Origin of the sequence: Curtobacterium sp. BRB10 (assembly GCF_031844325.1) — a bacterium.
Taxonomy (GTDB): Bacteria; Actinomycetota; Actinomycetes; order Actinomycetales; family Microbacteriaceae; genus Curtobacterium; species Curtobacterium poinsettiae_A.
Genome location: NZ_JAUZVA010000003.1, coordinates 437,701 through 463,147 on the forward strand (window position 1 = coordinate 437,701; position 25,447 = coordinate 463,147).

The 25,447-nt window shown below is 71.3% G+C and carries 21 protein-coding genes and 1 other RNA gene; 9 read left to right on the top strand and 13 right to left on the bottom strand.

From position 1 onward, the window contains the following. Window positions 1–5: 5 nt before the first annotated feature. From Q9R26_RS08905 to Q9R26_RS08925, 5 genes are all read left to right on the top strand, one after another. The gene (locus Q9R26_RS08905; protein ID WP_311227066.1) at window positions 6–2,705 is read left to right on the top strand and encodes a LuxR C-terminal-related transcriptional regulator; all 2,700 of its coding nucleotides are present in this window, start codon (window positions 6–8) and stop codon (window positions 2,703–2,705) included. Between the two features lie 423 nt (window positions 2,706–3,128). Further along, a complete protein-coding gene (gene glmS, locus Q9R26_RS08910) occupies window positions 3,129–4,943 on the top strand; it encodes a glutamine--fructose-6-phosphate transaminase (isomerizing) (RefSeq protein WP_311227067.1) in 1,815 nt (604 codons plus the stop codon). 163 nt (window positions 4,944–5,106) lie between these two features. Beyond that, a complete protein-coding gene (locus tag Q9R26_RS08915) occupies window positions 5,107–5,820 on the top strand; it encodes a M50 family metallopeptidase (protein ID WP_209135487.1) in 714 nt (237 codons plus the stop codon). Between the two features lie 86 nt (window positions 5,821–5,906). Continuing rightward, window positions 5,907–7,292 carry a PLP-dependent transferase gene (locus Q9R26_RS08920; RefSeq protein WP_311227068.1) on the top strand — a complete coding sequence of 462 codons (1,386 nt, stop codon included), beginning with the start codon at window positions 5,907–5,909 and terminating at the stop codon, window positions 7,290–7,292. Next, window positions 7,293–8,597, top strand: coding sequence for an LLM class flavin-dependent oxidoreductase (locus Q9R26_RS08925; protein WP_311227069.1), 1,305 nt, complete (start codon window positions 7,293–7,295; stop codon window positions 8,595–8,597). A 15-nt stretch (window positions 8,598–8,612) separates the two neighbouring features. Here Q9R26_RS08925 and Q9R26_RS08930 read toward each other — a convergent pair whose 3' ends face one another. The 7 genes from Q9R26_RS08930 to Q9R26_RS08960 form a co-directional block, all read right to left on the bottom strand. After that, window positions 8,613–9,464 carry a hypothetical protein gene (locus Q9R26_RS08930; RefSeq protein WP_311227070.1) on the bottom strand — a complete coding sequence of 284 codons (852 nt, stop codon included), beginning with the start codon at window positions 9,462–9,464 and terminating at the stop codon, window positions 8,613–8,615. Window positions 9,465–9,626: 162 nt separating this feature from the next. Continuing rightward, window positions 9,627–10,003: a transfer-messenger RNA gene (ssrA, locus tag Q9R26_RS08935) on the bottom strand. Window positions 10,004–10,098: 95 nt separating this feature from the next. Beyond that, complete coding sequence (gene smpB / locus Q9R26_RS08940; protein WP_027465851.1) at window positions 10,099–10,575, bottom strand: SsrA-binding protein SmpB; 477 nt, start codon at window positions 10,573–10,575, stop codon at window positions 10,099–10,101. Window positions 10,576–10,705: 130 nt separating this feature from the next. Further along, window positions 10,706–11,620, bottom strand: a complete 915-nt coding sequence (gene ftsX, locus Q9R26_RS08945) for a permease-like cell division protein FtsX (RefSeq protein WP_027465852.1) — start codon at window positions 11,618–11,620, stop codon at window positions 10,706–10,708. Beyond that, window positions 11,617–12,372, bottom strand: a complete 756-nt coding sequence (gene ftsE, locus Q9R26_RS08950; protein WP_017888215.1) for a cell division ATP-binding protein FtsE — start codon at window positions 12,370–12,372, stop codon at window positions 11,617–11,619. The genes ftsX and ftsE overlap by 4 nt, the downstream gene beginning before the upstream one ends. Before the next feature lie 61 nt (window positions 12,373–12,433). After that, window positions 12,434–13,543, bottom strand: a complete 1,110-nt coding sequence (prfB, locus tag Q9R26_RS08955; RefSeq protein WP_182065640.1) for a peptide chain release factor 2 — start codon at window positions 13,541–13,543, stop codon at window positions 12,434–12,436. Window positions 13,544–13,672: 129 nt separating this feature from the next. Further along, window positions 13,673–14,167 (bottom strand): GNAT family N-acetyltransferase, encoded by a 495-nt coding sequence (locus Q9R26_RS08960; protein WP_311227071.1) that lies wholly within the window; start codon window positions 14,165–14,167, stop codon window positions 13,673–13,675. A gap of 151 nt (window positions 14,168–14,318) precedes the next feature. On the opposite strand from Q9R26_RS08960, the gene Q9R26_RS08965 reads away from it, so the two are divergent. Beyond that, window positions 14,319–14,954, top strand: coding sequence for a hypothetical protein (locus Q9R26_RS08965; RefSeq protein ID WP_311227072.1), 636 nt, complete (start codon window positions 14,319–14,321; stop codon window positions 14,952–14,954). Here Q9R26_RS08965 and Q9R26_RS08970 read toward each other — a convergent pair. The 6 genes from Q9R26_RS08970 to Q9R26_RS08995 form a co-directional block, all read right to left on the bottom strand. Beyond that, complete coding sequence (locus tag Q9R26_RS08970) at window positions 14,947–15,444, bottom strand: hypothetical protein (RefSeq protein WP_311227073.1); 498 nt, start codon at window positions 15,442–15,444, stop codon at window positions 14,947–14,949. The genes Q9R26_RS08965 and Q9R26_RS08970 overlap by 8 nt on opposite strands. Window positions 15,445–15,446: 2 nt before the next feature. Next, complete coding sequence (locus Q9R26_RS08975) at window positions 15,447–15,644, bottom strand: hypothetical protein (RefSeq protein ID WP_311227074.1); 198 nt, start codon at window positions 15,642–15,644, stop codon at window positions 15,447–15,449. 22 nt (window positions 15,645–15,666) lie between these two features. Beyond that, window positions 15,667–16,221 (bottom strand): hypothetical protein, encoded by a 555-nt coding sequence (locus Q9R26_RS08980; RefSeq protein WP_311227075.1) that lies wholly within the window; start codon window positions 16,219–16,221, stop codon window positions 15,667–15,669. Beyond that, entirely contained in the window at window positions 16,218–16,970 is a 753-nt protein-coding gene (locus tag Q9R26_RS08985; protein WP_311227076.1) for a hypothetical protein, read from the bottom strand. The genes Q9R26_RS08980 and Q9R26_RS08985 overlap by 4 nt, the downstream gene beginning before the upstream one ends. Window positions 16,971–17,053: 83 nt before the next feature. After that, window positions 17,054–17,236, bottom strand: a complete 183-nt coding sequence (locus Q9R26_RS08990) for a hypothetical protein (protein ID WP_182065621.1) — start codon at window positions 17,234–17,236, stop codon at window positions 17,054–17,056. 15 nt (window positions 17,237–17,251) lie between these two features. After that, window positions 17,252–18,433 (bottom strand): cysteine desulfurase family protein, encoded by a 1,182-nt coding sequence (locus Q9R26_RS08995; RefSeq protein WP_182065638.1) that lies wholly within the window; start codon window positions 18,431–18,433, stop codon window positions 17,252–17,254. Between the two features lie 59 nt (window positions 18,434–18,492). Between Q9R26_RS08995 and Q9R26_RS09000 the strand changes: the two genes are divergently transcribed. The 3 genes from Q9R26_RS09000 to glgB all read left to right on the top strand — a co-directional run bounded on the left by Q9R26_RS09000 (window position 18,493) and on the right by glgB (window position 25,367). Beyond that, the gene (locus tag Q9R26_RS09000) at window positions 18,493–20,601 is read left to right on the top strand and encodes an alpha-amylase family glycosyl hydrolase (protein ID WP_311227077.1); all 2,109 of its coding nucleotides are present in this window, start codon (window positions 18,493–18,495) and stop codon (window positions 20,599–20,601) included. Between the two features lie 174 nt (window positions 20,602–20,775). Beyond that, entirely contained in the window at window positions 20,776–22,776 is a 2,001-nt protein-coding gene (locus tag Q9R26_RS09005; protein WP_311227078.1) for an alpha-1,4-glucan--maltose-1-phosphate maltosyltransferase, read from the top strand. Continuing rightward, window positions 22,773–25,367, top strand: a complete 2,595-nt coding sequence (gene glgB, locus Q9R26_RS09010; protein WP_311227079.1) for a 1,4-alpha-glucan branching protein GlgB — start codon at window positions 22,773–22,775, stop codon at window positions 25,365–25,367. The genes Q9R26_RS09005 and glgB overlap by 4 nt, the downstream gene beginning before the upstream one ends. Window positions 25,368–25,447 lie beyond the last annotated feature (80 nt).

Genomic DNA, 25,447 nt, shown 5'->3' on the forward strand with positions numbered 1-25,447 from the left:
GAGTCATGGCACTCACCGGTCGACGTCTCGAGGTCGACCGGATCGCGACCCTCGCAGTGCTCCCACGGGAGTCCGCGATGGTCGTGGTCGGCGACCCTGGTTCCGGACGCAGCAGCGTCCTCGACGCGGTCTCGAACCGCGTTTCCCTCCCCGTCGTCCGGGTCGGTGTCAACGGGAGTGAATCCCGTTGGCCACTGGCCGGGGTGACCTCCCTGTTCACCGCGCTCGACGACCCTCGAGCGACCGCACACATCGCCCACCTGCTGCAAGCCGGCGGGACAGCGGCCGCCGTGACGGCCGGGCTGGCGGCGGCGCACGACTTCCTCGACGCCGTGCACGCTCTGACCCTCCCGCCGACGCTCGTCCTCATCGACGACCTCGACCGGATGGACGCGGAGAGCCAGGAACTCATCGCGTTCCTCGCCGGACGGCTCGCGGGCACCGCCTTGCGCGTCGTGGCGACGGTCCGCTCGGTGCCGTCGGACGGTCCGCTCGCGGCTCTGCCGACCCTGCGCATCGAACCGCTCGCCGCGGACGAGGCCCTGGTCCTCGCCCGGGACATGGCACCGGCCGAGGCGAACGACGGCGTCCTCGCCGTCCTCGCCGCGGAGACCGGTGGCAACCCCGGCGCGCTCCGCGAACAGCTCGCGGTGCTCACCCGGGAGCAGCTCACCGGCGCGGAGCCGATCGTGCTCCCGCTCCGACCCACTCCGACGACCGAGGCCATCGCGGCACTCGCGCTCGGGCCCGCCGCGGGACGCGATCTGGACGTCCTCGCGAAGCTCGCCCTGGTGCCCGTCGCGAAGACCACGGCGTGGGACCGGGACGAGCTGGACGACCTGGTCGGGGCCGGTCTCGCGACCGTCCGCGGGCAGAGCGTCACCGTCCGGCACCCACTCGTCCGTTCCGCGCTCTACTGGCGGATGCCCGCCCGTGACCGTCGTGCGGCACACGCCGAGCTCGCCGCGGCGAGCGCGGAGACCGACCCGCGGTCGGCCGCGTGGCACCGGAGCTTCGTCGACGACGTCCCCGACGTGGTCGCGCTGCTCCAGGCCGCACGGTCGTACGTCGTGGACGGCAACGTGCACGCCGCGATCGCGCTGACCGAGCGTGCCCTGCACATCGGCGGCGGAACCGAGGACGAGCACGTCGCGCTCCTCGGGGTCGCGGAGGCCATGCTCGGCAAGCGCCTGCTCGGCTTCGCCGCGCGGTACCTCGCGGCGCTCCGTCCGTTCCGGACGACGCCGAACGAAGTCCGCCGGCTCCGGCTGCAGTACTCGGCCGAGTACCTCAGCGGTGACGCCGTGCACGCGGACGAGCTGCTCGTCCCCGTCGACGCGACCGACCCGGCCGAGGTGGACGCCGTCGCCGGGCTGATGGCCATGGTGGCGTGCTTCCGCGCCGAGGCGTGGGAGCTCGACCAGGCCAAGGACCTGCTGCACCGGATCGAACCGCTCGAGAGGTCGGCGTCCGCGCACACCCTCGAGATCGCGACGACCGCGCGGGAGCTCATCGCCGCCGTGGACGGCGCACTGCCGCCCGACACCGAGCTGCACGACGGGCTCGCGACGTCGGAGCTCGTGGCGATGTCGGACCCGGCCCTGCTGCTCCTCGCCCACGCGCTGAGCATCGGCGAGCGCTACCGGAGCGCGCGACGAGTGTTCGCACTCGTGCTCGCCCGGGGGCAGGAGACCGCGGCGGTGTGGACCGAGGCGGCCCGCTACCTGACGGCCGAGAACGAGGTGCGCTCCGGCAACTTCCGGCAGGCGCTCCGCGCGATCGACGTGTGGGAATCCGGTTCGTCCGTCGCCGAGCGGTTGCGTGAGCCCTCCCGGGCGATCGCCGTCGCGTGGCGGCACTTCGCCGAGGGCCGTTCCGCCGAGGCGCTCGACGTCGTGGACCGGTGCCTCGAGCACCGATCGACGAGTCGTCTCTGGGGAGCGACGGCGAAGCTGCACGCGCTCCGCGGCAAGGTCCTGCTGCTCGACGGCCGCCTCGACGAGGCCGCCACCGCGCTCGAGGCCGCCGACGCCGTCGGTCGGTCGCTCCGGAACCCCGCGGTGCTCCGACACCTCGGCGACCTCGTCGAGGCGTACGTGCGCCTCGGACGGATCGACGACGCGCGCACGATCACGGCCCGCCTGGCGGCGGACCACCATGCCCGTCCCGGGCGCTGGGGTGCCCTGGTGCTGGCGCGGAGCCTCGCACTCGTCGCCGACGACACCACCCGCGAGCCGGCCCGTCGCCGCGCGCTGGAGCTGTTCCAGCCGCACGACTCGCAGTACGAGCGGGCTCGCACGTTCGCCGCGCTGGCCGCGGTCGGCAACCCGGCGGAACGTCCGCGTCTCGGCGCGGCGGCCGCAGCGGCGTACGAGGCGGCCGGCCTGCGTCGACCGCTGGTGACGCCGGCACCGGCTGCGGCGATGCCGCAGTTCGGCACGGGCTCGTCGTCGATCCGGTCCGCACCGGCGCTCTCGCCGGCGTTCCCCGGGACGCCGCGCAGTGCCCCCGACGCGTCGGCGGTGCTCACGTCGCTGACCGCCGAGGAGCGTGCGGTGGTGCAGAAGGTCACCGAGGGGTACCGCAACCGCGAGATCGCCTCGTCGCTGTTCATGTCGCAGCGCACGGTGGAGCTGCGGCTCACGCAGATCTACCGCAAGGTCGGCGCGCGGTCGCGATCGCACCTGGTCGCGCTGCTCACGTAGGAGACGCACCACAGGACGCACAGGAGGCCCGGTACCAGCTGGTACCGGGCCTCCTGTCCGCGCGCCCTCCGCTCGCTGTCACGGCGGTTGCGGGAGTCCGCACGCGACCGCAGCGCGGAGTGCCCCGCACGCGGGGAACCGCAAGAGCGTCCGACGGGTGTTGCCGTGCGGTCGGCGGCGGGTGAGGCTTCTCCTGCACCGACCGCCGTGCCCCTCCCCCGGGGGCCAGCCCGCGCTACCCGAGTCCGGTACCCGAACCCCTCGGCCCAACGACACCGACGTCCGTCCTCGCCTGATCCGAGGACGGGCGTCGGTTCCCGGGCCGGGAGGCCCCGGACGCGCGGCAGACCCGACGGCGGTCGGTGCCGCACCAGTCCCGACCTCCCCGTTCCACCCACCCTCGTTCCCCCGAAGGGACAGCCGATGTGCGGCATCATCGCGGCCCGCGTGTCTGACGACGCGACCCCCTACCTGCTCGACGGACTCGAACGACTCGAGTACCGCGGGTACGACTCCGCCGGCATCGCCGTCCGGACGGCCGTCGGCCGCACCGAGACCATCCGCTCGGTCTCCCGAGTCGGCGACCTGCGCACGCTCGTCGCGGCACGCTCGGGTGACGCGCTCACCGGCGTCGGCATCGGTCAAACCCGCTGGGCCACACACGGTGCCGTGCGCGAGGCGAACGCGCACCCGCACGCCGACTGCACGGGCCGGATCTCGATCGTGCACAACGGCATCATCGAGAACGCGGAGCGGCTGCGGCAGACGCTCGAGGCCCAGGGCCACCGGTTCCGGTCCGACGTCGACTCCGAGGTCATCGCGCACCTGGTCGAGCGGGCCCTGGCGGTCGACCCGGACCTGATGCTCGCGGTGCAGATCGCGACGGCGCAGCTCGAGGGCTCCTGGGCGATCGTGGTCCTGGACGCCCGCGACGGCCGCATGGTCGTGGCGGCGGATCGTTCGCCGCTCGTCGTCGCCCGCTCCGGCCGCGGTGACTTCGTGGCGAGCGACATCGGCGCGATCGCCGAGTGGTGCGAGACGTTCGTGGCGCTGCGCGACGGCGACGTCGTGGAGCTCGGTGAGGCCTGGACCTGGTCGTCCGACGGCATCACGGTGCCGGTGCCGTTCCCCACGCCGTCCCCGTTCGCCGCCGCCGCGCTCGACCTCGGCGACCACACCGACCACATGGCGAAGGAGATCGACGAGCAGGCCGACGTCGTCGCGACGATCCTGGACCGGGTGACCCGCCGCACCGCCGACGGCAGCATGTGGGTGGGCCTCGGCCTGGCCGGCTTCCACCGGCTGGCGATCGTCGCCTGCGGCACGTCGCTGAACGCGGGCCAGGTGATCGCAACCGCACTGCGCGGGATCGGCGGCGTGCCGACCGACATCGTCGTCGCGAGCGAGGCCGACCAGGCCGTGCTCGGTCCGGGCACCCTGGTCGTCGCGATCAGCCAGTCCGGAGAGACCGCTGACGTGCTCCGCGCCCTGGACCGGTTCGAGGACCGCCACCCGGTGCTCGCGCTGACGAACAACATGCACTCCTCGCTCGCCCGACGGGCCGACGCCGTGCTGAACTGCCACGCCGGTCCGGAGATCGGCGTCGCCGCAACGAAGACGTTCACGGCGCAGGTCGTCGTCGGCGTCGCGGCGATGATCTCCGCGATGGTCGCCTCCGGCCGGATCGAACCGTCGCGCGCGCAGGTGCTCGTCGACGAGCTGCTCGACCTGCCGGCACGGATCGAGCACGCCGCGCGGGTGTCAGCCGAGCGGATGCCGCTGCTGGTGTCGAGTGTCAAGGAGGCGACGGGCTTCCTGTTCCTCGGCCGCGGCGCCGGACTGCCGTACGCCGCCGAGGGCGCCCTGAAGCTCAAGGAGCTCAGTTACCGCTGGGCCGAGGCCTACCCAGCCGGCGAACTCAAGCACGGGCCGCTCGCGCTGGTGGACGACGGCACCCCGGTGGTCGTCATCGACCACGGTGAACCGAAGATCCGGTCGGCGATCGCCGAGGTCCGGGCCCGTGGCGGCTTCGTCATCACGATCGGCGGCGAGTCCGCGGACATCCCCGCGCTCGGCCGCCGTGGCACCGGCGACCTGGCCTGGGGTGCGATGACCGCGCCGTGGGGTCCGCTCGAGGCCGTCGTACCGCTGCAGATGCTGGCCCGCGAACTGGCCCTGCAGCTCGGGTGCGACGTCGACAAACCCCGGAACCTCGCGAAGTCGGTGACGGTCGAATAGCCGGGCGCCGACGCGTGAACCGCCTGACGGTCTTCCTCGCCGTCCTCACCGCCCTGGCGATCGCCGGCACCGTGGTCCTGGTCACGGTGGTGCTGACGACGCCCGTGCTCCCCTGACGCCGATCCCGCAGGGTCTTCCTGGGCGGGGCTGCGATGCTGGTCACTTGACCACCGCAGCCCCGCCCCTCGTCTTCGTCGCGCTCCTCGTCGGCGCCGTCCTGCCGTTCGTGCCGTTCGTCGGCCGGGTGGCCCGCATCGCCGCGACCATCGCGCACGAGGTCGGGCACGCGATCGTCGTCGTGCCGTTCGGCGGGCGGATCCAGCGGATCGAGCTGCACCCGGACGGGTCCGGCGAGGCCTGGGTCCAGCTCGGCCGGGTGCCCGGCGGCATCCGGTGGCTCGTCCGGATCCTGAACCTGTACGCCGGCTACAGCGCACCCCTGTGGGCGGGGGTGCTCCTGGTGACCGGGGTGCTGCACGGCTCCCGCTGGCTGCCCGTGGTGGTGCTGGCGATCATCGGGCTCGTGGCGCTGGCGTTCGTCCGGAACTGGTTCGGCCTGCTCGTCGTGCTCGGCTTCGACGCGCTCGCCCTGTGGGTGGCCTTGCGCCCGTCCGAGGCCACCGTCCTCGTGGTCGCCGCAGTCGGGGCGTTCTTCGTCGTCGACGGCCTGCGCTCGGTGGTGCAGGTCGGTCGCTGGCTGGTCACCGGCGCCCGGGTGCAGACCGACTTCCACATCGCCGCGGCCGAGATGCGGGTGCCGGCGTCCATGTGGTTCGTGCTGTTCGTCGTCGTGAACGCCGTCGCCGTGTGGCTGGCGCGCGAGCCGCTGCTCCAGGTCTGGGACACCGTCGCCACCGGGGTCCGCTCGCTCGTCTGAGGCTGCTCGCGTAACCGGGGGCCGCAATCGCCTGTCCGCGCCGAGGGGCTGCGAGGCTACCGCCAGACGACCCCCGGAGGTGTCCCATGGCGACCGACGACCACGGCTTCGCGACCGAGCAGGTACACGGCGGCTTCGTGCCCGACGCCGGGCACGGCGCCCGCGTCCCCGCGATCCACATGTCCTCCGGGTTCCTGTTCGACGACTTCGACCAAGCCCGCGACCGCTTCGCCGACACCGACGACGGCTACACCTACACGCGCCTCGGCAACCCCACGAACGCCGACGTCGAGCGTCGCGTGGCGCTGCTCGAACGCGGCGTCCAGGCGATCCTGGTCGGCAGCGGTCAGGCGGCGGCGACCGTGGCGTTCCTCGGTCTACTGCAGGCCGGCGACCACGTCCTCAGCGCCCGGAGCATCTACGAGGGCACCCGCGGGCTGCTGCTGCAGAACCTCGGCCGGCTCGGCATCGAGGTCGACTTCGTCACCGACGCCCGCGACCTCGACGCCTGGGCCGCCGCGGTCCGACCGAACACGAAGGCGTTCTTCGCCGAGACCATCCCGAACCCGAAGAACGACGTCCTCGACATCACCGGCGTCGCGGAGACCGCGCACCGCGCCGGCGTCCCGCTGATCGTCGACAACACCCTCGCCACGCCGTACCTGGTGCGCCCGGTCGAGCACGGTGCCGACATCGTCGTGCACTCGGCGTCGAAGTTCCTGTCCGGGCACGGAGCCGGACTCGGCGGCGTGGTCGTCGACGGCGGCCGGTTCGACTGGACCGCCGCCCCCGAGCGCTGGACGCACCTGACCAACCCCGAACGGTCCCTCGGCGGCGAGAGCTACGTCGAGCGGTACGGCAACCGGGCGTTCGCCGTGTTCGCCCGCGACGTCGTCGCCGCACGCATCGGTCCGGCGCCGTCCCCGTTCAACGCGTTCCTGCTGCGGCAGGGCATCGAGACGCTGTCGCTGCGTGTGGAACGCCACTGCGCGAACGCGCTGGCCGTCGCGTCCTGGCTGGACCAGCAGCCGGAGGTGACGAGCGTCGACCACGCGGGCCTGGCCTCCAGTCCCTTCCACGACCTCGCCCGACGCTACCTGCCCCGAGGGGCCGGGTCCGTCTTCGCCTTCACGCTCGCCGGTGGCGAAGCCGCCGCGCGGGCGTTCATCGACGCCGTGCAGCTGTTCAGCCGGATGACACACCTGGGCGACGTCCGCTCGCTGATCCTGCACCCGGCGACCACCACGCACGCCGGCCGCACGCCGGAAGAGCGAGCCGAGCAGGGCATCGACGACGGCCTGATCCGCCTGTCGGTCGGCATCGAGGACGTCGCGGACCTGCTCCGCGACCTGGAACGCGGGCTCGCCGCGGTGCGGTCCGCAGACGCAGCCACCGGCCTGGAGGCGCGAGGAGCGTCGGACGCGCACCGCACCGCAGTCGGTGGGCAGGCCCTCGACCGGCAGGAGCGCTGAATGGCCGAGCTGCAGCACTTCGGGTACTTCTTCTCGCGCGGCTTCGGCCCGCAGGCGTGGGGACGGTCCGACTGGGACTGGGGGCACGACTGGACGAAACCGGACCTGTACCAGCAGTCCGTCCGGACGCTCGAGCAGGCCGGCATGGACCTGGTCATCGCCGAGGACGCCGTCTCGCTCGGCTCCCCCGCGACCCTCGACCTGCGCATCCGGCAGGCGTACGGCGGCCCGAAGCACGACCCCCTGCTGCTCGCCCCGTACCTGTTCGCCGCCACCTCGCACATCGGCATCGCTCCGACCGTCAACGCGGGGATCACCCCGCCGTACCTGGCGGCCCGGCAGTTCGCGACCCTGGCGCACCTGTCCTCGGACCGGCTCGGGATCAACGTCGTCACCGACGTCGGCAGCGCACGGCACGCCGGCCTGCCGCCGCTGCCGCACGACCAGGCGTACGACCGCGCCGAGGAGTGGATCACCCTGCTCCGCCGGCTCTGGCACTCGTGGGGCGACGCGTACGTCGGCGCACCGGACTCCTGGCACTTCGCGGACGGCGACGCCCTGGACGCGTTCCACCACGAAGGCGCCCACTTCACCGCGGACGGTCCGCTCAACGCCCTGCCGCTGGCGTCGGACCCCGTGGTCGTCTCCCCCGGTGGCTCGGGTCGAGGGCTCGCGTTCGCCGGCACCCACTCGGACGTGCAGCTCGCGCTCGCGCCGCTGTCCGCCGACGCGGTGACGGACTACCGCGCCCGGGTGATCGCGGCAGCGGAAGCCGCAGGGCGGTCGACCGCGGACCTGCGGATCCTGTTCGTGCTCAAGCCCGTGATCGTGTCCTCGCCGGAGGAGGCCGACCGCATCGTCGCGGCGTCCGAGCACCCCTCCGACGACGCGCTGCGTGCGGCGGCGATCGCGTGGTCGAGTGACTCCGAGACCGACCTGCTCGCGCTCGACCTGGACGCACCGGTGCCCGACGGGACCTTCGGCGAGCACGTCTCGGCAGGCACGATCCGCGGGCTGCTCGGGGACACCCCGGACGCACCGCTGCGCGAGCTGCTCACCCGCAAGGCGCGGCAGGGGCGGATCCGGTCACGCTCGGGTTTCGTGGGGACCGCCGATGAGTTCGCGGACTTCATCGAGGAGCTCGGCAGCGACGCCGACAACGACGGCATCATCTTCTCGGGCGACCTGCACCCGGCGCAGATCCACCGGATGCTCGGCGACCTGGTGCCCGTGCTCCGGCGCCGTGGGCTCCTGCGACGGGAGTACGGCGCCGGAGGGATCCGGGCGAACCTGTTCGACTTCTAGCGGGGCGGCTGCGAGCTACTGCTTCTTGGACTTCTTGGAGTCGTCCTGCTTCTTGGACTTCTTCTTGACGTCGTCCTGCTTCTTGGACTTCTTCTTGACGTCGTCCTGCTTCTTGGACTTCTTCTTGACGTCGGCCTTCTTCTTGGACTTCTTCTTCTCGTCGTCCTGCTTCTTCGACTTCTTCTTCTCGTCGTCCTGCTTCTTCGACTTCGCCTTGCTCGCACCCGCCGGCAGCGGCAGGACGGCCGACACGGCCTCCGGCGACTCCACCCCGTCGATCGGCTCGACGACCACTGCCGAGCCGGTGTCCAGCTCGACGTCGACCGCGTGCTCCTCGAGCACCGGTGCCAGGGCATCGGCGACCCGCTCGACCGACAGGACCGCGTCCGCCTCGGCCAGTCGGAGCAACGCCTGGGCGGTCCGCACCCGGGTGGTCGTCTTGCGCTCGAGGACGTCGGACCGCGCCCCTTGAAGGAACGTGCGCAGCGCGCGTTCCACGGTGGAACGTCCGCGCGGGGCAGCGCGGTCGAGCCGATCGAGTTCCCCGGCGACGCCGGAGACGTCGTCGGCGACGTGCTCGTGGCGGACCGACTCGATGAGCGCGGCGATGGCGGCCGCGGCACGTTCGACCCCGGCGGAGTGCTGGTCGAGCACGACGAGCATCTCGACCACCGAGCCGTACGTCACGGTCTCGAGCCGCACCGGTTCGGCACCACGACCGCGCACGACCAGGCGGGTGTCGGGGTTCGGCAGCCATGCGGCGAGGGCGGCGACCGTGGCGACGGAGCCGACGATCCGCTCGTACTCGCTGAGCACCACTCGTTCCTGCTCCCGCAGACGGACACGGATCGCGATCTCCTGCACCACGTGCTGACCTCTCGTTCGGGTTCGACGCGAGCGTGTTCTGCGCGCCTGTTCCGGAGCGTAGTCCTCGGACGTCGCGGAACAGCGAACGCCCCGGCACTGTCCAGGGGACGGTGCCGGGGCGTTCAGGTGGCGCAGCATGACAGCGGCTCGTCGTCCGGCGAATGGTGGAGATGGGGGGAATCGAACCCCCGTCCATCGCTGCAATTCGACGTCTTCTACGGGCGTATCCGGATGGTTCGTTCTGCTCGGCCCCGTCCTTTGCTACCGGCTTCTAGGACGACGGGCCCAGTCTCAGTGCAAGTCCCGCACGGCCCTGAGGCGCAACCGTGCAGCAAGTCCTCTGGATGACGCCGGGATCAGGTTAGAAGACGGTCACCTGGCCGACGGACTTCATGTGCTGGGCTGCTTACGCAGCGAGAGCGAAGTCAGTGCGCTTGGAATTGGCACTTGTTGTTTTCCACGGATCGTTAACGAGATAACCGTGGGTCCTCGGCCCGCTTCCCGTCGGCACACAGGCAATGTCGAAACCGATCATCCCCATGCGGGCCGGACGTGCGAGCCGCTGTCACGCTGTTCAGTTGCCAATGCTCCTGTCGGAGCAGTCCCTCAGTCTAGCCGAGGAGGCGCATCGGCGCTACTCGCCGACGCGGTTCCGGGTGCGCATGGCCCGCTCGGCCTCACGCTTGTCGGTCTTCTCGCGCAGGGCCTGACGCTTGTCGAACTCGCGCTTGCCCTTCGCCACGGCGATCTCGATCTTGGCGCGACCGTCGTGGAAGTAGATCTGCAGCGGCACGAGGGTGTAGCCGCCCTGGGCGGTCTTGTGCGAGATCTTCACGATCTGCTGCTTGTGCAGGAGCAGCTTGCGCTTCCGTCGGGGCGAGTGGTTGTTCCACGTGCCCTCGGTGTACTCCGGGATGTGTACGGCGTCGATCCACGCTTCGCCACCGTCGATGTAGGCGTACCCGTCGACCAGGGACGCGCGCCCCATCCGCAGCGACTTCACCTCGGTGCCGGACAGGACCATGCCCGCTTCGTACGTGTCCTCGATGAGGTAGTCGTGCCGGGCGCGACGGTTCGTCGCGACGATCTTCTCCCCGCGTTCCTTCGCCATGACGACTCCTCTCGATGGTGACCGGTGCAGTGCGCTGCACGGGTGGTTCCGCGCAGCCCCACAGACTACTCAACACGAAGCGGGCGGCGCACCTTCCCGGCGCGCCGCCCGTTCGCGGATGCTGGCTGCGTCAGACCTTCAGGTACCGGCGGATGGCGATCGACGCCGACGCCGCGGCGAGGAGCACCCCGATCACGATCACCGCCGGGACCACGATGGCCGCGTCGCCCATGCCGATGAACGCCGTGCCGGTGAAGCGCTCCGCCAGGAAGTTCCGGACGAAGAACCAGACCACGGCGGTGATCGCGCCTCCGGCCAAGACGGCTCCGATGGCGGCGGCGATCACCCCCTCGAGCACGAACGGTGTCTGGATGAACCGGTTCGACGCACCGACGAGCCGCATGATGCCGAGCTCTCGCCGTCGGCTGAACGCCGACAGGCGGATCGTCGTCGCGATGAGCAGCACCGCCGCCACGAGCATGAGCGCCGCGATGCCGATCGCCGTGTACGACGAGGCGTTGAGCAGGTTGAAGATCGGCTGCAGGTACCCGCGTTGATCGACGACGCTCTGCACGCCGGCGACCTTCGACAGGCTCTCGACCAGGACGTCGGCCTGCGAGGGGTTCTTCAGGTTCACCCAGAAGGTCTCGTTCAGGTACTCCGGCTTGACGAACTCCGTCGCCGCCGAGTCCTTGAACTGCTCCTTGAACCGGGTGAATGCCTGGTCCTGGTTCTCGTAGTAGGTCTTCTCGATGTACGGCTTGAGCGTCGACGAGTCGAGCTGCGCCTGGACCTGCTCGCGCTGGTCCGCGGTGGCCTTCGCGCCGGTGCAGTTGCCCGTGGTGTCGGTGTCGGTGCACAGGTAGACGGCGACCTGCGCCCGGTCGTACCAGTACCCCTTCATCTGGTTGATCTGCATCTGGAGCAGGATCGCCGTACCGACGAACGTCAGGGAGATGAAGGTCACGAGGACGACCGAGACAACCATCGACGCATTGCGCCGCAGGCCCGAGCCGACCTCGGACATGACGAGCCCGAGCCTCATCGGATGAGCCCCGGGATCGTCTGGATGCCGGTGGTGTTGGACACGGTGCCTCGCTGGATCGGGACGGCCTGGGTCTGGTAGCCGCCGGACTGTTCATCGCGCAGGACGGTGCCGTTCGAGAGCTCGATGACCCGACGCTGCATCTGGTTCACGATGCTGGCGTCGTGGGTCGCCATCAGCACGGTGGTGCCTCCCTGGTTGATGCGTTCGAGGAGCGCCATGATGCCGGCGGACGTGGTGGGGTCCAGGTTCCCGGTGGGCTCGTCGGCCAGCAGGATCGCCGGCTTGTTCACGACGGCGCGGGCGATGGCCACACGCTGCTGCTCACCACCGGAGAGTTCGTGCGGCATGCGGGTGGCCTTGCCGGCGAGACCGACGAGCTTCAGCACGTCGGTCACGGCCTCACTGATGAAGCCCTTGCTCTTGCCGATCACCTGCAGCGAGAACGCCACGTTGTCGAACACGTTCTTGTTCGGCAGCAGACGGAAGTCCTGGAAGACCACGCCGAGGTTCCGGCGGAAGTAGGGGACCTTCCGCGATGCCAGGGACCCGAGGCGCTGCCCGAGCACGTGGATCTGCCCGCTGGTGGGCTTCTCCTCCTTGAGCACGAGGCGCAGGAAGCTGGACTTGCCGGAACCGGACGCGCCCACGAGGAACACGAACTCACCCTTGAGGATCTCGAGGGTGAGGTTGTCGAGCGCCGGACTCGGGTTGCCCGAGTAGACCTTGGTGACCTGGTCGAATTTGATCATGACCGGATCAGGGTAGGTCGCCCCGCTCGGAAAGCAAGCGAGGCGCGCGGCTCACGAACCCCTACTCGGCGGCGGATTGCTTGCGCCAGCGGATGCCCGCGTTGATGAAGCCGTCCAGATCGCCGTCGAACACGGCTGAGGGGTTGTTCACCTCGTGCTCCGTCCGGAGGTCCTTGACCATCTGGTACGGCGCAAGGACGTAGGAGCGGATCTGGTCGCCCCAGCTCGCCGTGATGTTGCCGGCGAGTTCCTTCTTCTTCGCGTTCTCCTCTTCCTTCTTGAGGAGGAGCAGGCGTGACTGCAGCACGCGCATGGCGGCCGCACGGTTCTGGATCTGCGACTTCTCGTTCTGCATCGAGACGACGGTGCCGGTCGGGATGTGCGTCAGGCGCACCGCGGAGTCGGTCGTGTTGACGGACTGCCCGCCGGGGCCCGACGAGCGGAACACGTCGACGCGGATGTCGTTCTCGGGGATGTCGATGACCGCGGTCTCCGGCATGAGCGGGATGACCTCGACCGCGGCGAAGGACGTCTGGCGCTTGCCCGCGGCACCGAACGGCGACATCCGCACCAGGCGGTGGGTGCCGGCCTCGACCGACAGCGTGCCGAACGCGTGCGGGGCGTCGATCTCGAACGTCGCGGACTTGATGCCAGCTTCTTCGGCGTACGAGGTGTCCATCACGGTGGTCTTGTAGCCGTGCTGTTCGGCGTACCGGAGGTACATGCGGAGGAGCATCTCGGCGAAGTCCGCCGCGTCGACGCCGCCGGCACCGGCCCGGATCGTGATGACCGCTGGACGGTCGTCGTACTCGCCGTCGAGGAGCGTCTGCACCTCGAAGTCGCCGATCATCTTCTGGATCGCCTTGAGCTCGGCGAGCGCTTCGTCGGCGGACTCCTGGTCGTCGCCCTCGTTCGCCATCTCGACCAGCACCTCGAGGTCGTCGATGCGCTGCTCGGTGTCGGTGATCTTCTTCAGCTCCGACTGGCGGTGCGAGAGCGCGCTCGTCACCTGCTGCGCGTGGTCGACGTCGTCCCAGAGGTCCTGGGCCCCGGCCTGCTCGCTGAGGTCGGCGATCTCACGCTGCAGGCGGTCGACGTCGACCACCGAGCGGATGTTGCCGAAGGTCTCGCGAAGGGCGGAGAGCTGCTCGGTGAAGTCCAGTTCGACCATGGTCATCGATCCTACCGGCGCGAGTCCGACTCGGCCGACCGGGAGGCCCGGTGTGGGCCCGCCCCGCTGGTCACGGTCCCTCTCCGCGTGCCTCGCACCCCGCCCCGGCCCCGGGTGAGCGGCGCTTCGTCATCCGGGCCTCCGGTGCGACCTGGCGATCGCGTACCGTCGCAGCCGCACGCCCCCGCGGCACTCGGTCGACAACAGGACGGCGTCGTAGTGCTCCAACACTCCGATGGAGCCGTCGTCGTCATCGCGGCAGACGGCGACCACCGGGTCGATCCCGACGCGCGAGGCGTGCGCGAGCACCTGGCCCAGCGCCCACGTCGCCACGCCCCGGCCCCTCGCCGACGGGCGGATCCCGTACCCGACGTGGCCGAACCGCTGCACGCCGGCCGCGTCTCCCGGGGCCCGGAGCGCGATCCCGCCCAGGACGCGGCCGTCCTCGACGATCCACCAGAGCGCCCCGGGTCTGGCGTGCAGTCGGCCCACCCAGGTGCGGAAGCCGTCCTCGTCGCCGACGTCGTCGTGGGCGGTGATCCCGAAATAGTCCTCGTGCACGCCCGACCCCCACTCGGCATGCGCTTCGGCCCATGCCTCGTACAACGCCGTCTGCGGTCTCACCAACTCGAGCATGTCCAAGTATCACAACGATGCGGGTCGGTGGCGATCCCCTCGTGCGGATCCGACGCCGGTCGCTTCCGGGGTCGCGCCCGCGACCCGTTCCGACCGTGACCCGTAGAGTCGAGAGACTCTCGACGTCAGGACCAGAACGATGACCAGCCCCACCACCGACCCAGCCGGAGCCGAGCGGTGGGCAGCCGCCGCCCGGCTCGCCGACGGCCAGAGCGACGACGGGCTCCGCCGTCGCCGGACCCGCGTGTTCGTGTGGGTCGGGGCACTCGTCCTGGTGTCGTGGGCGGTCGGGGTGGTCCTGGCGCTGGTGCTGGCGCCGACCACCGGGAGCAGTGACGCGAGTGGCGGCGACGGCGTGCAGCTGCTCGTCCAGCTCCTGCTGTTGCTACTCGGGCTGGTCGTCGGCACCGTCGGTTTCGTGTGGGCCTTCCGCTCCGGTCACTACGTCACTCGCTGGCGTTCAGTGAGCAGCCCGCTCTCCCGCGCGGAGCAGCGGTCGGTGCGGCGTCAGATCGCCGGCAAGGAGCCGATCGACGACGAGCACGCGGACATCGTCTTCGCGGTGGCCGTGCAGAACCGTCGAGCCACCCTCGGCATCCTGCCGGTCGTCGGCGCGGTGATGCTGTTCGCCGCGTCGACGGCGGTGAGCACGGACAGCCTGCCCATCAAGCTGGTCGAGCTCGTCGCGTCGCTCGTGGCGGTGCTCGGGCTCGTCCAACTGCTCGTGCAGTACCGACGAGCCGGGCGGTTCCTCTCGGAGCACGCCCTCAGCTGACGCCGTCCGACTGGCCGTCCCGAACGCTCGGCTGTCGGCGGCGTCGGTCCCTCAGGACCAGCAGGAGACCGACCAACGACGCGGCGCTCCCGAGGAACACCCCCGCTCCGACCCACGTCGTGACGGACGCGCCGTGCCCGAACACCGCGTTGATGAGCATGCCGAGTCCGACCGCCACGCCCGTGAGCAACACCGCGCACGTCGGTTCGAGCCACGGAGGCGACAGGAGCGAGCGTCGATCGACGGGGAGGCCGCGGTCCAGTCGAGCGCGCGCCGCGCGGTCACGGTCCTGGATCGCGATCCCGATCGTCGGCCCCCAGAACGCCACCGTGGCCTGGCTGCCGCCTGGATCGACCAGGATCAGGATCGCCATCGTCGCCACCGCACCGCCGAGGTACCACCAGGGGAAGACCCGACGGAGCGGGACAGCCCAGCGGCTGTCCCGCCGGGCGCCGTTCCGAGGATGGTGCTCGCCGCTGCTCGTGGCCACGGTCATCGCTCCCGGCGCAGCCCTCGGATGAGCAGGGCGGTGCACACCAGCATCGTGCCGGAGACCAGCACCGCGCCTCCGAGGACGGCCGTCGGTGTCCTTCCTGCGGCCACGAGCAGGACGATCCCGATGAGCGCGAGCGGAGCACCGACGAGCAGCCCCACCAGATCGGCGCTGCCCTGTGATTTCGGAGTGGTCACGAGCTCAGGCTACTGGCGGACGTCAGTCCACTTCGCCGCTCCCGGTGACGACTTCCGCAGCGCGGTCGCGTGTCCGAGACCTCGCGACCGCCAGTGCCTGCTCAGCCGACGCGAGGAGCACCGGGTCACTGGCCTGTCTGAGCGCGACGGCGAGTGTGAAGTCCTCGACGGCACGGTCGACGATCCCGGCTGCGAGCAGCGCCTTGCCTCGGTGTTGCCGCATCGCGGCCTTGCGAGTCGTGCCGATGCACTCGGCGACGAGGAAGTCGTACTCGTGCACGGCGGTGCAGGTGTCGCCGAGGTCACGGTGGCAGTCGGCCCGTGATGCTCGGACACGCTGCGTCGGGGCGACCCGTTCGAGACGACGAAGCGCGTCGTCCGCCTTGCCGGTCCACAGCAACTCGATCTCCTCACGGAGTGGGTCGTCTGCCAATCCTGCGCGGAACGCAGCGAGGTCGGTGATGACCGGACGGAGATCGGCGGACCGGATCCGCCAACCGGGGCCGCCCTCGACGTCGTGCGTGGTGGCTGTCCCCCGGGTGTTCGGCGTTCGAGGCTCCGGGATGCGCGCCGTCACGGGCGTCCCTTCCGGAACGGAAACCGGAACGACCGTCGCCGAGCCGCCACGGGCCGGAGCCCCTGCGCCAAGCGCGTCAGCTCCGCTCGTAGGTCCGCATCGACGGTCGGCACCCCGACACCTGGATGCCGAGGGAACGGGTTGCCCTCGACCCCGATCACGGTCAGTGCGGCGTGGGCGTGTCCGGATGCCGATTCCGGGTCGCCGAGCCGGCTCGCGACGCGGGCCCGCGCTGTCAGGTACCGGACGACACGGTCGCGGAAGAACGCCGTCCTCCGGACCGAGTCCTCGGCGCCGGCGAGCAGTGCGTCCGCCTCGGCGAGCGACGAGGGATCGCCGAGCTGCAGGAGCACCTCGGCCAAGAGGACCTCCGACATGCCGGTGGTGAACGAGTCGGAGCCGCACTCGGCGATGCGCCGGAGGACCCTCCGGTACTCGTCAACGGCGTCACGCAGACGTCCCGACAACGCCAGTGACATCGCGAGCATCTCCCCGCCGCCGTTCACGCGCGCCTGCGATCCGCCGACGGCCTCGATCTCCGCCATGAACCGGACGAGCAACCCCCGACCGACTTCTCGCACGCCCTCGTCCGCGTCGCCCTCCAGGGCGAGGGTCACCCCCTGGATACGGAGGTACTCGACCCTGGACGATCTCGTCCGTGCGAGCTTCGCTTCGAACGCCGCAGCGATCTCGTCGCTCCACTCGCTCGAGCGGTACCAGTTGTCGTCCCGCGGCGGTCGGACGCGCACTGGACGGCGGACGTCCCCTGCGTCCTGTCCGTCTTCCGGCCGCGGCACCACGAGCAGCAGTATGCCCTGGAAGGGGCCCTGCGTCAGCGTCGCAACCGAGATCGCCGGTGTCCCACCCAGGCACTGGTCAGGACGACGACCGCACAGAGGAAGGTGACGAACCCGAAGGGCCGGGATCCCGGCTGGGCGAACAGCGCGACCGAGACCCCGACGAACACGATGCCGAGCAGGGCGACGACGACCCACACGGCGGACGAGCGAAGCATGCCCGGAGACGACCACTACCGCCCGAGCAGCGGCTCCCGCGATGCCATCCCCGCGGCACCAGCCCGTGCGACGGCGTCCGGCAGCGCCGCCAGGAACGCGTCGACGTCGGCATCGGTCGTCGTGTGGCCGAGCGTGATCCGGAGCGCGCCACGGGCGTCCTGCTCCGACAGCCCCATCGCGAGCAGCACGTGCGACGCCTCGGGCACGCCGGCCTGGCACGCCGACCCCGTCGAGACCGCGACCCCGGCGGCGTCGAGCAGGAACAGGAGCGAGTCGCCCTCACACCCGGGGAACGTGAAGTGCGCGTTGCCCGGCAGGCGGTCGACGGGGTCCCCCATCAACATCGCGGCGGGGACGGCCGCACGGACCCCGGCGACCAGACGGTCCCGCAGGGCGACGAGTGACGGGTGCGGCATCGGCTCGGCGACGACCGCGCTGGCCGCCACGCCGAAGGCCGCAGCCGCCGGGGCGTCCTGTGTGCCGCTCCGCACCTGCCGCTGCTGCCCACCACCGTGGATGAGGGGCTCGACGGTGGCCTTCCGTCCGAGCACGAGCGCACCGATGCCGACGGGCCCGCCGACCTTGTGCGCGGAGACGCTGAGGGCGTCGAGGCCGGACGCGGCGAACGACACCGGCACCTGCCCGTAGGCGGCGACCGCGTCGCTGTGCACGGGCACGCCGGCGGCGTGCGCGAGCTCGACGATCCGTGACACGGGCTGGATGGTGCCCACCTCGTTGTTCGCCCACAGGAACGTGACCAGGGCGACGTCCGAGGCGTCGGCGAGCCGTGCCTCCAGTCCGGCGAGGTCGACGCGACCCTGCGCGTCCAACGGGACCACGTCGATCACGGCGCCCTCGTGGGTCTCCAACCAGGTCAGGGTGTCGACCGTGGCGTGGTGCTCGCCGCCCGGGACGACGATGCGGGGCCGCTGGCGGTCGCGCTGGCGAGCCCAGAACAGGCCCTTCACGGCGAGGTTGATGCTCTCGGTGCCGCCGGAGGTGAACACGACCTCCACCGGGTCGGCGTCGAGCGAGCGGGCGACGGCGGCGCGACCGTCCTCGAGCAGCATCTTGGCGCGTTGACCGGCGCTGTGGATGGACGACGGGTTGCCGACGGTGCCCAGGGCATCGGTGAAGGCGGCGAGCGCCTCCGGCAGGATCGGCGTCGTCGCGGCGTGGTCGAGGTAGACCGACAAATGCACCCCCTGGATCGAGCAGTGTCCAGGATACGCGCCGGTCCTCGTACCCTTGTCGCGTGCACGAGACAGCGATCGACCTCACGCCGGGGTTCTCCCTGGGCGGGACCGTCCCCCGGTTCACCCTGCGGTCCGCGACGGCGACGAGCATCGTCCTGGTCGTGGCGAGCGCGGGGAGCGCCGAAGGCGCGGACGGGCACGACCGCTCCGACGGCCGGCCGACCCGGCACCCGCTCGAGCGCGTCCCCGACACGGACGTGTGGACCGGCGAGGTCCCCGGGGTCGTGCCCGGCGACCGCTACCACCTGCTCGTCGACGGGCCGGTCGGGCCGCGGCACGAGTTCGACCCGACGCGTCCGCTGCTCGACCCGTACGCTCGTGGCATCCTGCCGACCGGCGACGACGAGGCCGCCGGACCACGCTGGACCAGCGTGGTCGTCGACGACGCCTTCGACTGGGGCGGCGTCGTGAAGCCGCAGGTCCCGCTCGACCGTGCCGTCGTGTACGAGGCGAACGTCCGCACCCTGACGGCCGCGAACCCGCACCTGCCGGAACACCTGCGCGGCACGTACGCCGGGGTCGCCCACGAGAGCACGATCGCGCACCTGCACCGCATCGGCGTCACCACGCTCGAGCTGCTGCCCGTGCAGGCCTTCGACACCGAGCGGTGGCTCCGCGACGCCGGCCGGCAGAACGCCTGGGGCTACAACACGCTCGGGTTCTTCGCCCCGCACGCCGCGCACGCCTCGGCACCGGCGCAGCAGGAGGGCGCCGACGCCGTCCTGCGCGAGTTCAAGGGCATGGTCCGGCTGCTGCACGAGGCCGGCATCCAGGTCGTCCTGGACGTCGTCTACAACCACACCGCGGAAGAGGGCCTGGGTGGTCCGACGACGAGTCTGCGCGGCATCGACGGCGCGAACCGCTACCGCTGGGCGCAGACCGACCCGCCCCGCCGGGACACCTACTACGACACCACCGGGTGCGGGAACACGCTCGACACCTCGGTCGAGGCGACGGCGGACCTCATCGTCGACAGCCTGGTGTACTGGGCACGCGAGGTGCAGGTCGACGGCTTCCGCTTCGACCTGATGGCCGCCCTGGCCCGCGACGGCGAGCACCGGTTCGACCCGTCGCACCCGCTGCTCGGGCGCATCCGGAACCACCCCGACCTGCAGGACACCCTGGTGATCGCCGAGCCGTGGGACGTCGGCCCGGACGGCTGGAAGACGGGTGCCTTCGGCGCGGCCGGTCACCGCACGAGCGAGTGGAACGACGGGTTCCGCGACACGGTCCGCCAGTTCTGGCTCACCGACATCGCCGAGGAGCGCCGCACCGGCCTGCCGCAGACCGGGATCGGCCGGCTGGCTGAGGCGTTGTCGGGGTCGAGGAGTGTCTTCGGCGCCGACCGCGGCCCGCTGGCGAGCGTCAACTTCGTCACCGCGCACGACGGCTTCACCCTGCTCGACCTGGTGTCGTACGACGGCAAGCACAACGAGGCCAACGGCGAGGACAACCGCGACGGCTCGAACGACAACCGCTCGTTCAACCACGGCATCGAGGGCGACACCGCCGACCGCGGGGTCCGTGCCGCGCGTGGGCGGTCGATGCGCAACCTGGTGGCGACCCTGATGCTGTCCGCCGGGGTGCCGATGCTCACCGCCGGCGACGAGCGGAGCCGCACGCAGCACGGCAACAACAACGCCTACGTGGTGTCTGACGACCTGACCCCGGTGGACTGGTCCGACGACGAGGACGCCGAGACGATGACCGAGGCCGTCGCCGCGCTGGCACGGTTCCGGCAGGCGCACCCGTCGCTCCGCCCCACCCGCTTCGGCGTCGAGGGGCAGGAGACCCCCGGGGCCTCGCGGATGTCCTGGTACGGGCCGAACGGGCACCCGATGACGATCGAGGGTTGGGACCAGCCCGTGCACCGCGCCCTGCAGTACTTCGTCGAGTCGACGCCGGAGCACGAGCCCTTCGACCGCGTCCTGGTGGTCGTGCACGGCAGCGGCCGCACCCGCGACCTGACCCTGCCGGTCCGCGAGGACGTCTTCGGGTACCGCCTGGCCTGGTCGAGCGAGAAGCACCGCGACCACGAGCGCCTCCGTCCCGCCGGGCAGGTCTTCACCGCCTACGGCCCCGGCATCCACCTGTTCGAGGTGGCGTAGCGCCGAGCAGGCGGGTGCGGCCCGGCGTCGCGACCGGGTGGCGGACGGGAGGCCCGTGGCGGCCCCGCCACGGGCCTCCCGTCCGGTCCTCAACAGGGTCCACGGCGCGCCCGGCCCGCCACAGCGGGCCGATTCCGGGGAACGCGGAGCCGCTCGCCGGGTAGCGTCGCTTCCGTGGCCACCGCAGACCGACCCCGCCGCCCGAAGATCGGGCGCATCCCGATCACCGAGCTCGCCCCGAGGACGCCGAACGGCTTCCCCGGCAAGGCATTCGACGGCGAGGTGATCACGTTCGGTGCAACCGTCTTCCGAGAAGGACACGGCATCATCGGCGCCGACCTCGTCCTCGAACGCCCAGACGGTGGAACCCGCACCGTCCCCATGACCCTCGGCGCCCCCGGCACCGACCGCTACGAAGCCACGGTGCAGGTCGACCACGTCGGCGTCTGGACGTGGCACGTCGAGTCGTACTCCGACGACTGGGCGAGCTGGCTGCACGGTGCACGCCTGAAGATCGCGGCCGGCGTCGACACCGAGGCGACGCTGCTCGACGGCGCCGTGCTGCTCGACCGGCTGGCCGAGGAGACCGACTCCCCCGCCGCCACCCGTGCCGCCGCACGCGTCCGGGACACCGACCTCGACCCGGCCGAACGCCTGGCCGCCGTCGACGACCCACGCATCGTCGCCGAGGTCGAGGAAGCCCCGCTCACCTCGCTCCGGACCCACTCCGCCACCCAGCTGCTCGACGTCGAACGCACCCGCGCCGGCGTCGGTGCCTGGTACGAGTTCTTCCCCCGCTCAGAAGGTGCGAAGAAGAACCCCGACGGCTCCTGGAAGAGCGGCGACTTCCGCACCGCGGCCCGCCGTCTGCCCGCCGTCGCCCGGATGGGCTTCGACGTCATCTACCTGCCGCCGATCCACCCCATCGGCACCACCGCCCGCAAGGGGCCGAACAACACGCTCACGCCCGGGCCGCACGACCCCGGCAGCCCCTGGGCGATCGGCTCCCCCGACGGCGGGCACGACGCGATCCACCCCGACCTCGGCACCGAGGACGACTTCCGCGACTTCGTCGAGACGGCGAAGAACACCGGCATGGAGGTCGCGCTGGACTTCGCGCTGCAGTGCTCCCCCGACCACCCCTGGGTCACCCAGCACCCGGAGTGGTTCACGCAGCGTGCCGACGGCTCCATCGCGACCGCCGAGAACCCCCCGAAGCGGTACCAGGACATCTACCCGATCCAGTTCGACACCGACCCCGAGGGTCTGGTCACCGAGGTCGAGCGTGTCCTGCGCCACTGGATCGACTTCGGCATCCGGATCTTCCGCGTCGACAACCCGCACACCAAGCCGCTCTGGTTCTGGGAACGCGTCATCCGCGAGATCCGCGACGAACACCCCGACACCGTGTTCCTCGCCGAGGCGTTCACCCGCCCGGCGATGATGCGCGCGCTCGCCGAAGCCGGGTTCCAGCAGTCGTACTCGTACTTCACCTGGCGCAACACGAAGGACGAGATCGAGGACTACCTCACGGAGCTCTCCCACGAGACGAGCGACTACCTGCGCCCGAACCTCTTCGTGAACACCCCCGACATCCTCACCGAGTACCTGCAGTTCGGCGGCCGTGCCGGCTACAAGGTGCGCGCGGCGCTCGCCGCCACCGGTGCGCCGACGTGGGGCATGTACGCCGGGTACGAGCTCTTCGAGGACGTCGCCCGTCCGGGCTCGGAAGAGAACATCGACAACGAGAAGTACGAGTACAAGCCGCGTGACTTCGCCCTGGCCGAGGCAGAGGGTGCGTCGCTCGCGCCGTACGTGACGATGCTCAACCGCCTCCGAGCGGCGCACCCCGCGCTGCGACAGCTGCGGAACCTGCACGTGCACGCCGCCGAGGACCCGGCGATCGTCGTCTACTCGAAGCACCTGTCGGGCGAGTACATCCGGTCAGGACGCCCCGACACCGTGATCGTGGTCGCCAACGTCGACCCGCACTCCGCCCGTGAGACCACCGTGCACCTGGACCTCGCTGCACTCGGTCTGCCGACCGAGGGCCTGTTCGACGTCCGCGACGTCGTGACCGGTCAGCGCTGGACCTGGGGCGCGTCGAACTACGTCCGCCTGGATGCGTTCCAGGAGCCCGTGCACCTGCTCGTCGTGGAAGGACCCCACCGATGACCCCCGAACCGACCGACCCCACGAAGCGCGGACCGGCCGTCCCGCCCGTACCGCCTCCGCCGCCGGCCGTGCCGCGGTACGAGCCGAAGGTGTCCGCGCCGGACGAGGACCTGCCCGGCGCTCCGCCGGCGCAGCGCGAGGCGCCCGACCGCGGCGTGGCGGAGTCCGCCACGCTCGCCGGGCACCCTGTCGACCCGACGCACCCGCGGCAGCCGTCCGTCGCAGCCGCGGCACCGTCGGAGGCCCCGACGGCCCCGACCGGAGGCGCTGCACCCGTGGTCCGGCCTGCCTCCGTCGACGCTCCGGCCGCCCCGAGCGCCGCTGCTCCGGCGCCGGCTCCGGCTGAGGTGTCGGCATCGACTCCGGCTGACGCCTCAGCTGCTGCCCCTGCCCCTGCCCCTGCCGGTACGGCCACGGATCCGCGTCCGGCTCCGATCGAGGACTGGCTGCGTCTGCAGGTGGCCGAGGGCCGCTGGTCCCAGCCGCACGACGTGCTCGGCCCGCACCCGGTCGACGGCGGCACCAGTGTCCGCGTCGTCCGGCACCTGGCCCGCGCGGTGCGCCTCGTGCGCCCCGACGGCGACGACATCGAGCTCACGCACGAGGGCGACGGGCTCTGGGCCGGCGCCACCGCCGATCCGCTCGGTCGCTACCGCGTCGAGTCGGAGTACGACTCCGACGAGTCCACGGACGAGGACGACGCCACCTGGACCACCGACGACGCGTACCGGTTCGCCCCGACGCTCGGCGAGCTCGACCTGCACCTGTTCGGCGAGGGCCGTGACGAGCAGCTCTGGCACCACCTCGGCGCACACGCCCGCACGGTCGACGGCGTCGACGGTGTCGCGTTCGCCGTCTGGGCGCCCCGGGCGACCGCCGTCCGCGTGATCGGCGACTTCGAGGGCTGGGAAGGCCGCACCACCGCGATGCGCCGTCTGAGCGACCTCGGCGTCTGGGAGCTGTTCTGGCCCGGCGCGGTCGTCGGGCAGCGCTACAAGTTCCAGATCCTCACCGACTCCGGTTGGGTGGAGCGGGCCGACCCGTTCGCCCGCGAGGCCGAGATCGCGCCGGCGACCGCCTCCGTCATCACCGAGTCCACGTACGCGTGGTCCGAGGGTGACGCCGCGTGGATGGAGCGCCGCGCGCAGACCACCACGCACGACGCCCCGATGAGCGTCTACGAGGTGCACCTCGGCTCCTGGCGCCCCGGTCTGTCGTACCGCGAGGTCGCCGACCAGCTCATCGGGCACGTGGAGTACACCGGCTTCACCCACGTGGAGTTCCTGCCGCTCGCCGAGCACCCCTTCGGCGGCTCGTGGGGCTACCAGGTCACCGGGTACTACGCACCGACAGCACGTTTCGGTTCGCCCGACGACCTGCGCTACCTGATCGACCGCCTGCACTCCGCGGGCATCGGCGTGATCATGGACTGGGTCCCCGGGCACTTCCCGAAGGACGAGTGGGCGCTCGGTCGCTTCGACGGCTACGCACTGTTCGAGCACCCGGACCCCCGCCGCGGCGAGCAGCTCGACTGGGGCACGTACGTGTTCGACTTCGGGCAGCCGCAGGTGCGCAACTTCCTGGTCGCGAACGCGCTGTACTGGCTCGAGGAGTTCCACATCGACGGCCTGCGGGTCGACGCGGTGGCCTCGATGCTGTACCTCGACTACTCCCGCACCGACTGGCTGCCGAACGTCCACGGTGGCCGCGAGAACCTCGACGCGATCTCGTTCCTGCAGGAGACGAACGCGACGGCGTACAAGCGCTACCCCGGCATCGTGATGATCGCGGAGGAGAGCACCTCGTGGCCGGGCGTGACCCAGCCGACGAGCGCCGGTGGGCTCGGCTTCGGGCAGAAGTGGAACATGGGGTGGATGCACGACTCGCTCGAGTACGTGCAGCGCGACCCCGCGTACCGCAGTTACCACCACGACGAGATCACGTTCTCGTTCGTCTACGCGTTCAGCGAGCAGTTCACGCTGCCGATCAGCCACGACGAGGTCGTGCACGGCAAGGGCTCCCTGTACGGCAAGATGCCCGGCGACGAGTGGCAGAAGCTCGCCAACGTTCGTGCGTACCTGGCGTTCATGTGGGCGCACCCCGGCAAGCAGCTGCTCTTCATGGGCCAGGAGTTCGCGCAGCCCGCCGAGTGGTCCGAGGCAAAGGGCCTCGACTGGTGGCTCCTCGACCAGCCCGGCCACCGAGGTGTGCAGGACCTCGTCGCGGAGCTCAACCGCGTGTACAAGGACTCCCCTGCGCTCTGGACGCACGACTCGACAGCCGACGGCTTCGAGTGGCTCGAGGGCGGCGACGCACCGCACTCGACGCTCGGGTTCCTGCGGAAGGACGGCGACGATCGGGTCGCGGTGTTCGTGAACTTCTCCGGCGTGCCGGTGGAGCGTCGCTTCGGGCTACCGACCGCCGGTGATTGGCACGAGGTGCTCAACACCGACGCTGCCGAGTACGGCGGGTCCGGAGTCGGCAACCTCGGCGTCGTCACGGCGGAGGACACCCCGTGGGCGGGCCGCCCGGCCTCGGCGCACCTCGTGGTGCCGCCGCTCGGCGCCGTCTGGCTGAAGCTGGACCAGTAGCCCGGCCAGCGTCCTCGACGCGACCGATGAACAGACGGGAGGCCCGGTGCCAGCTGGCACCGGGCCTCCCGTCTGCCTCG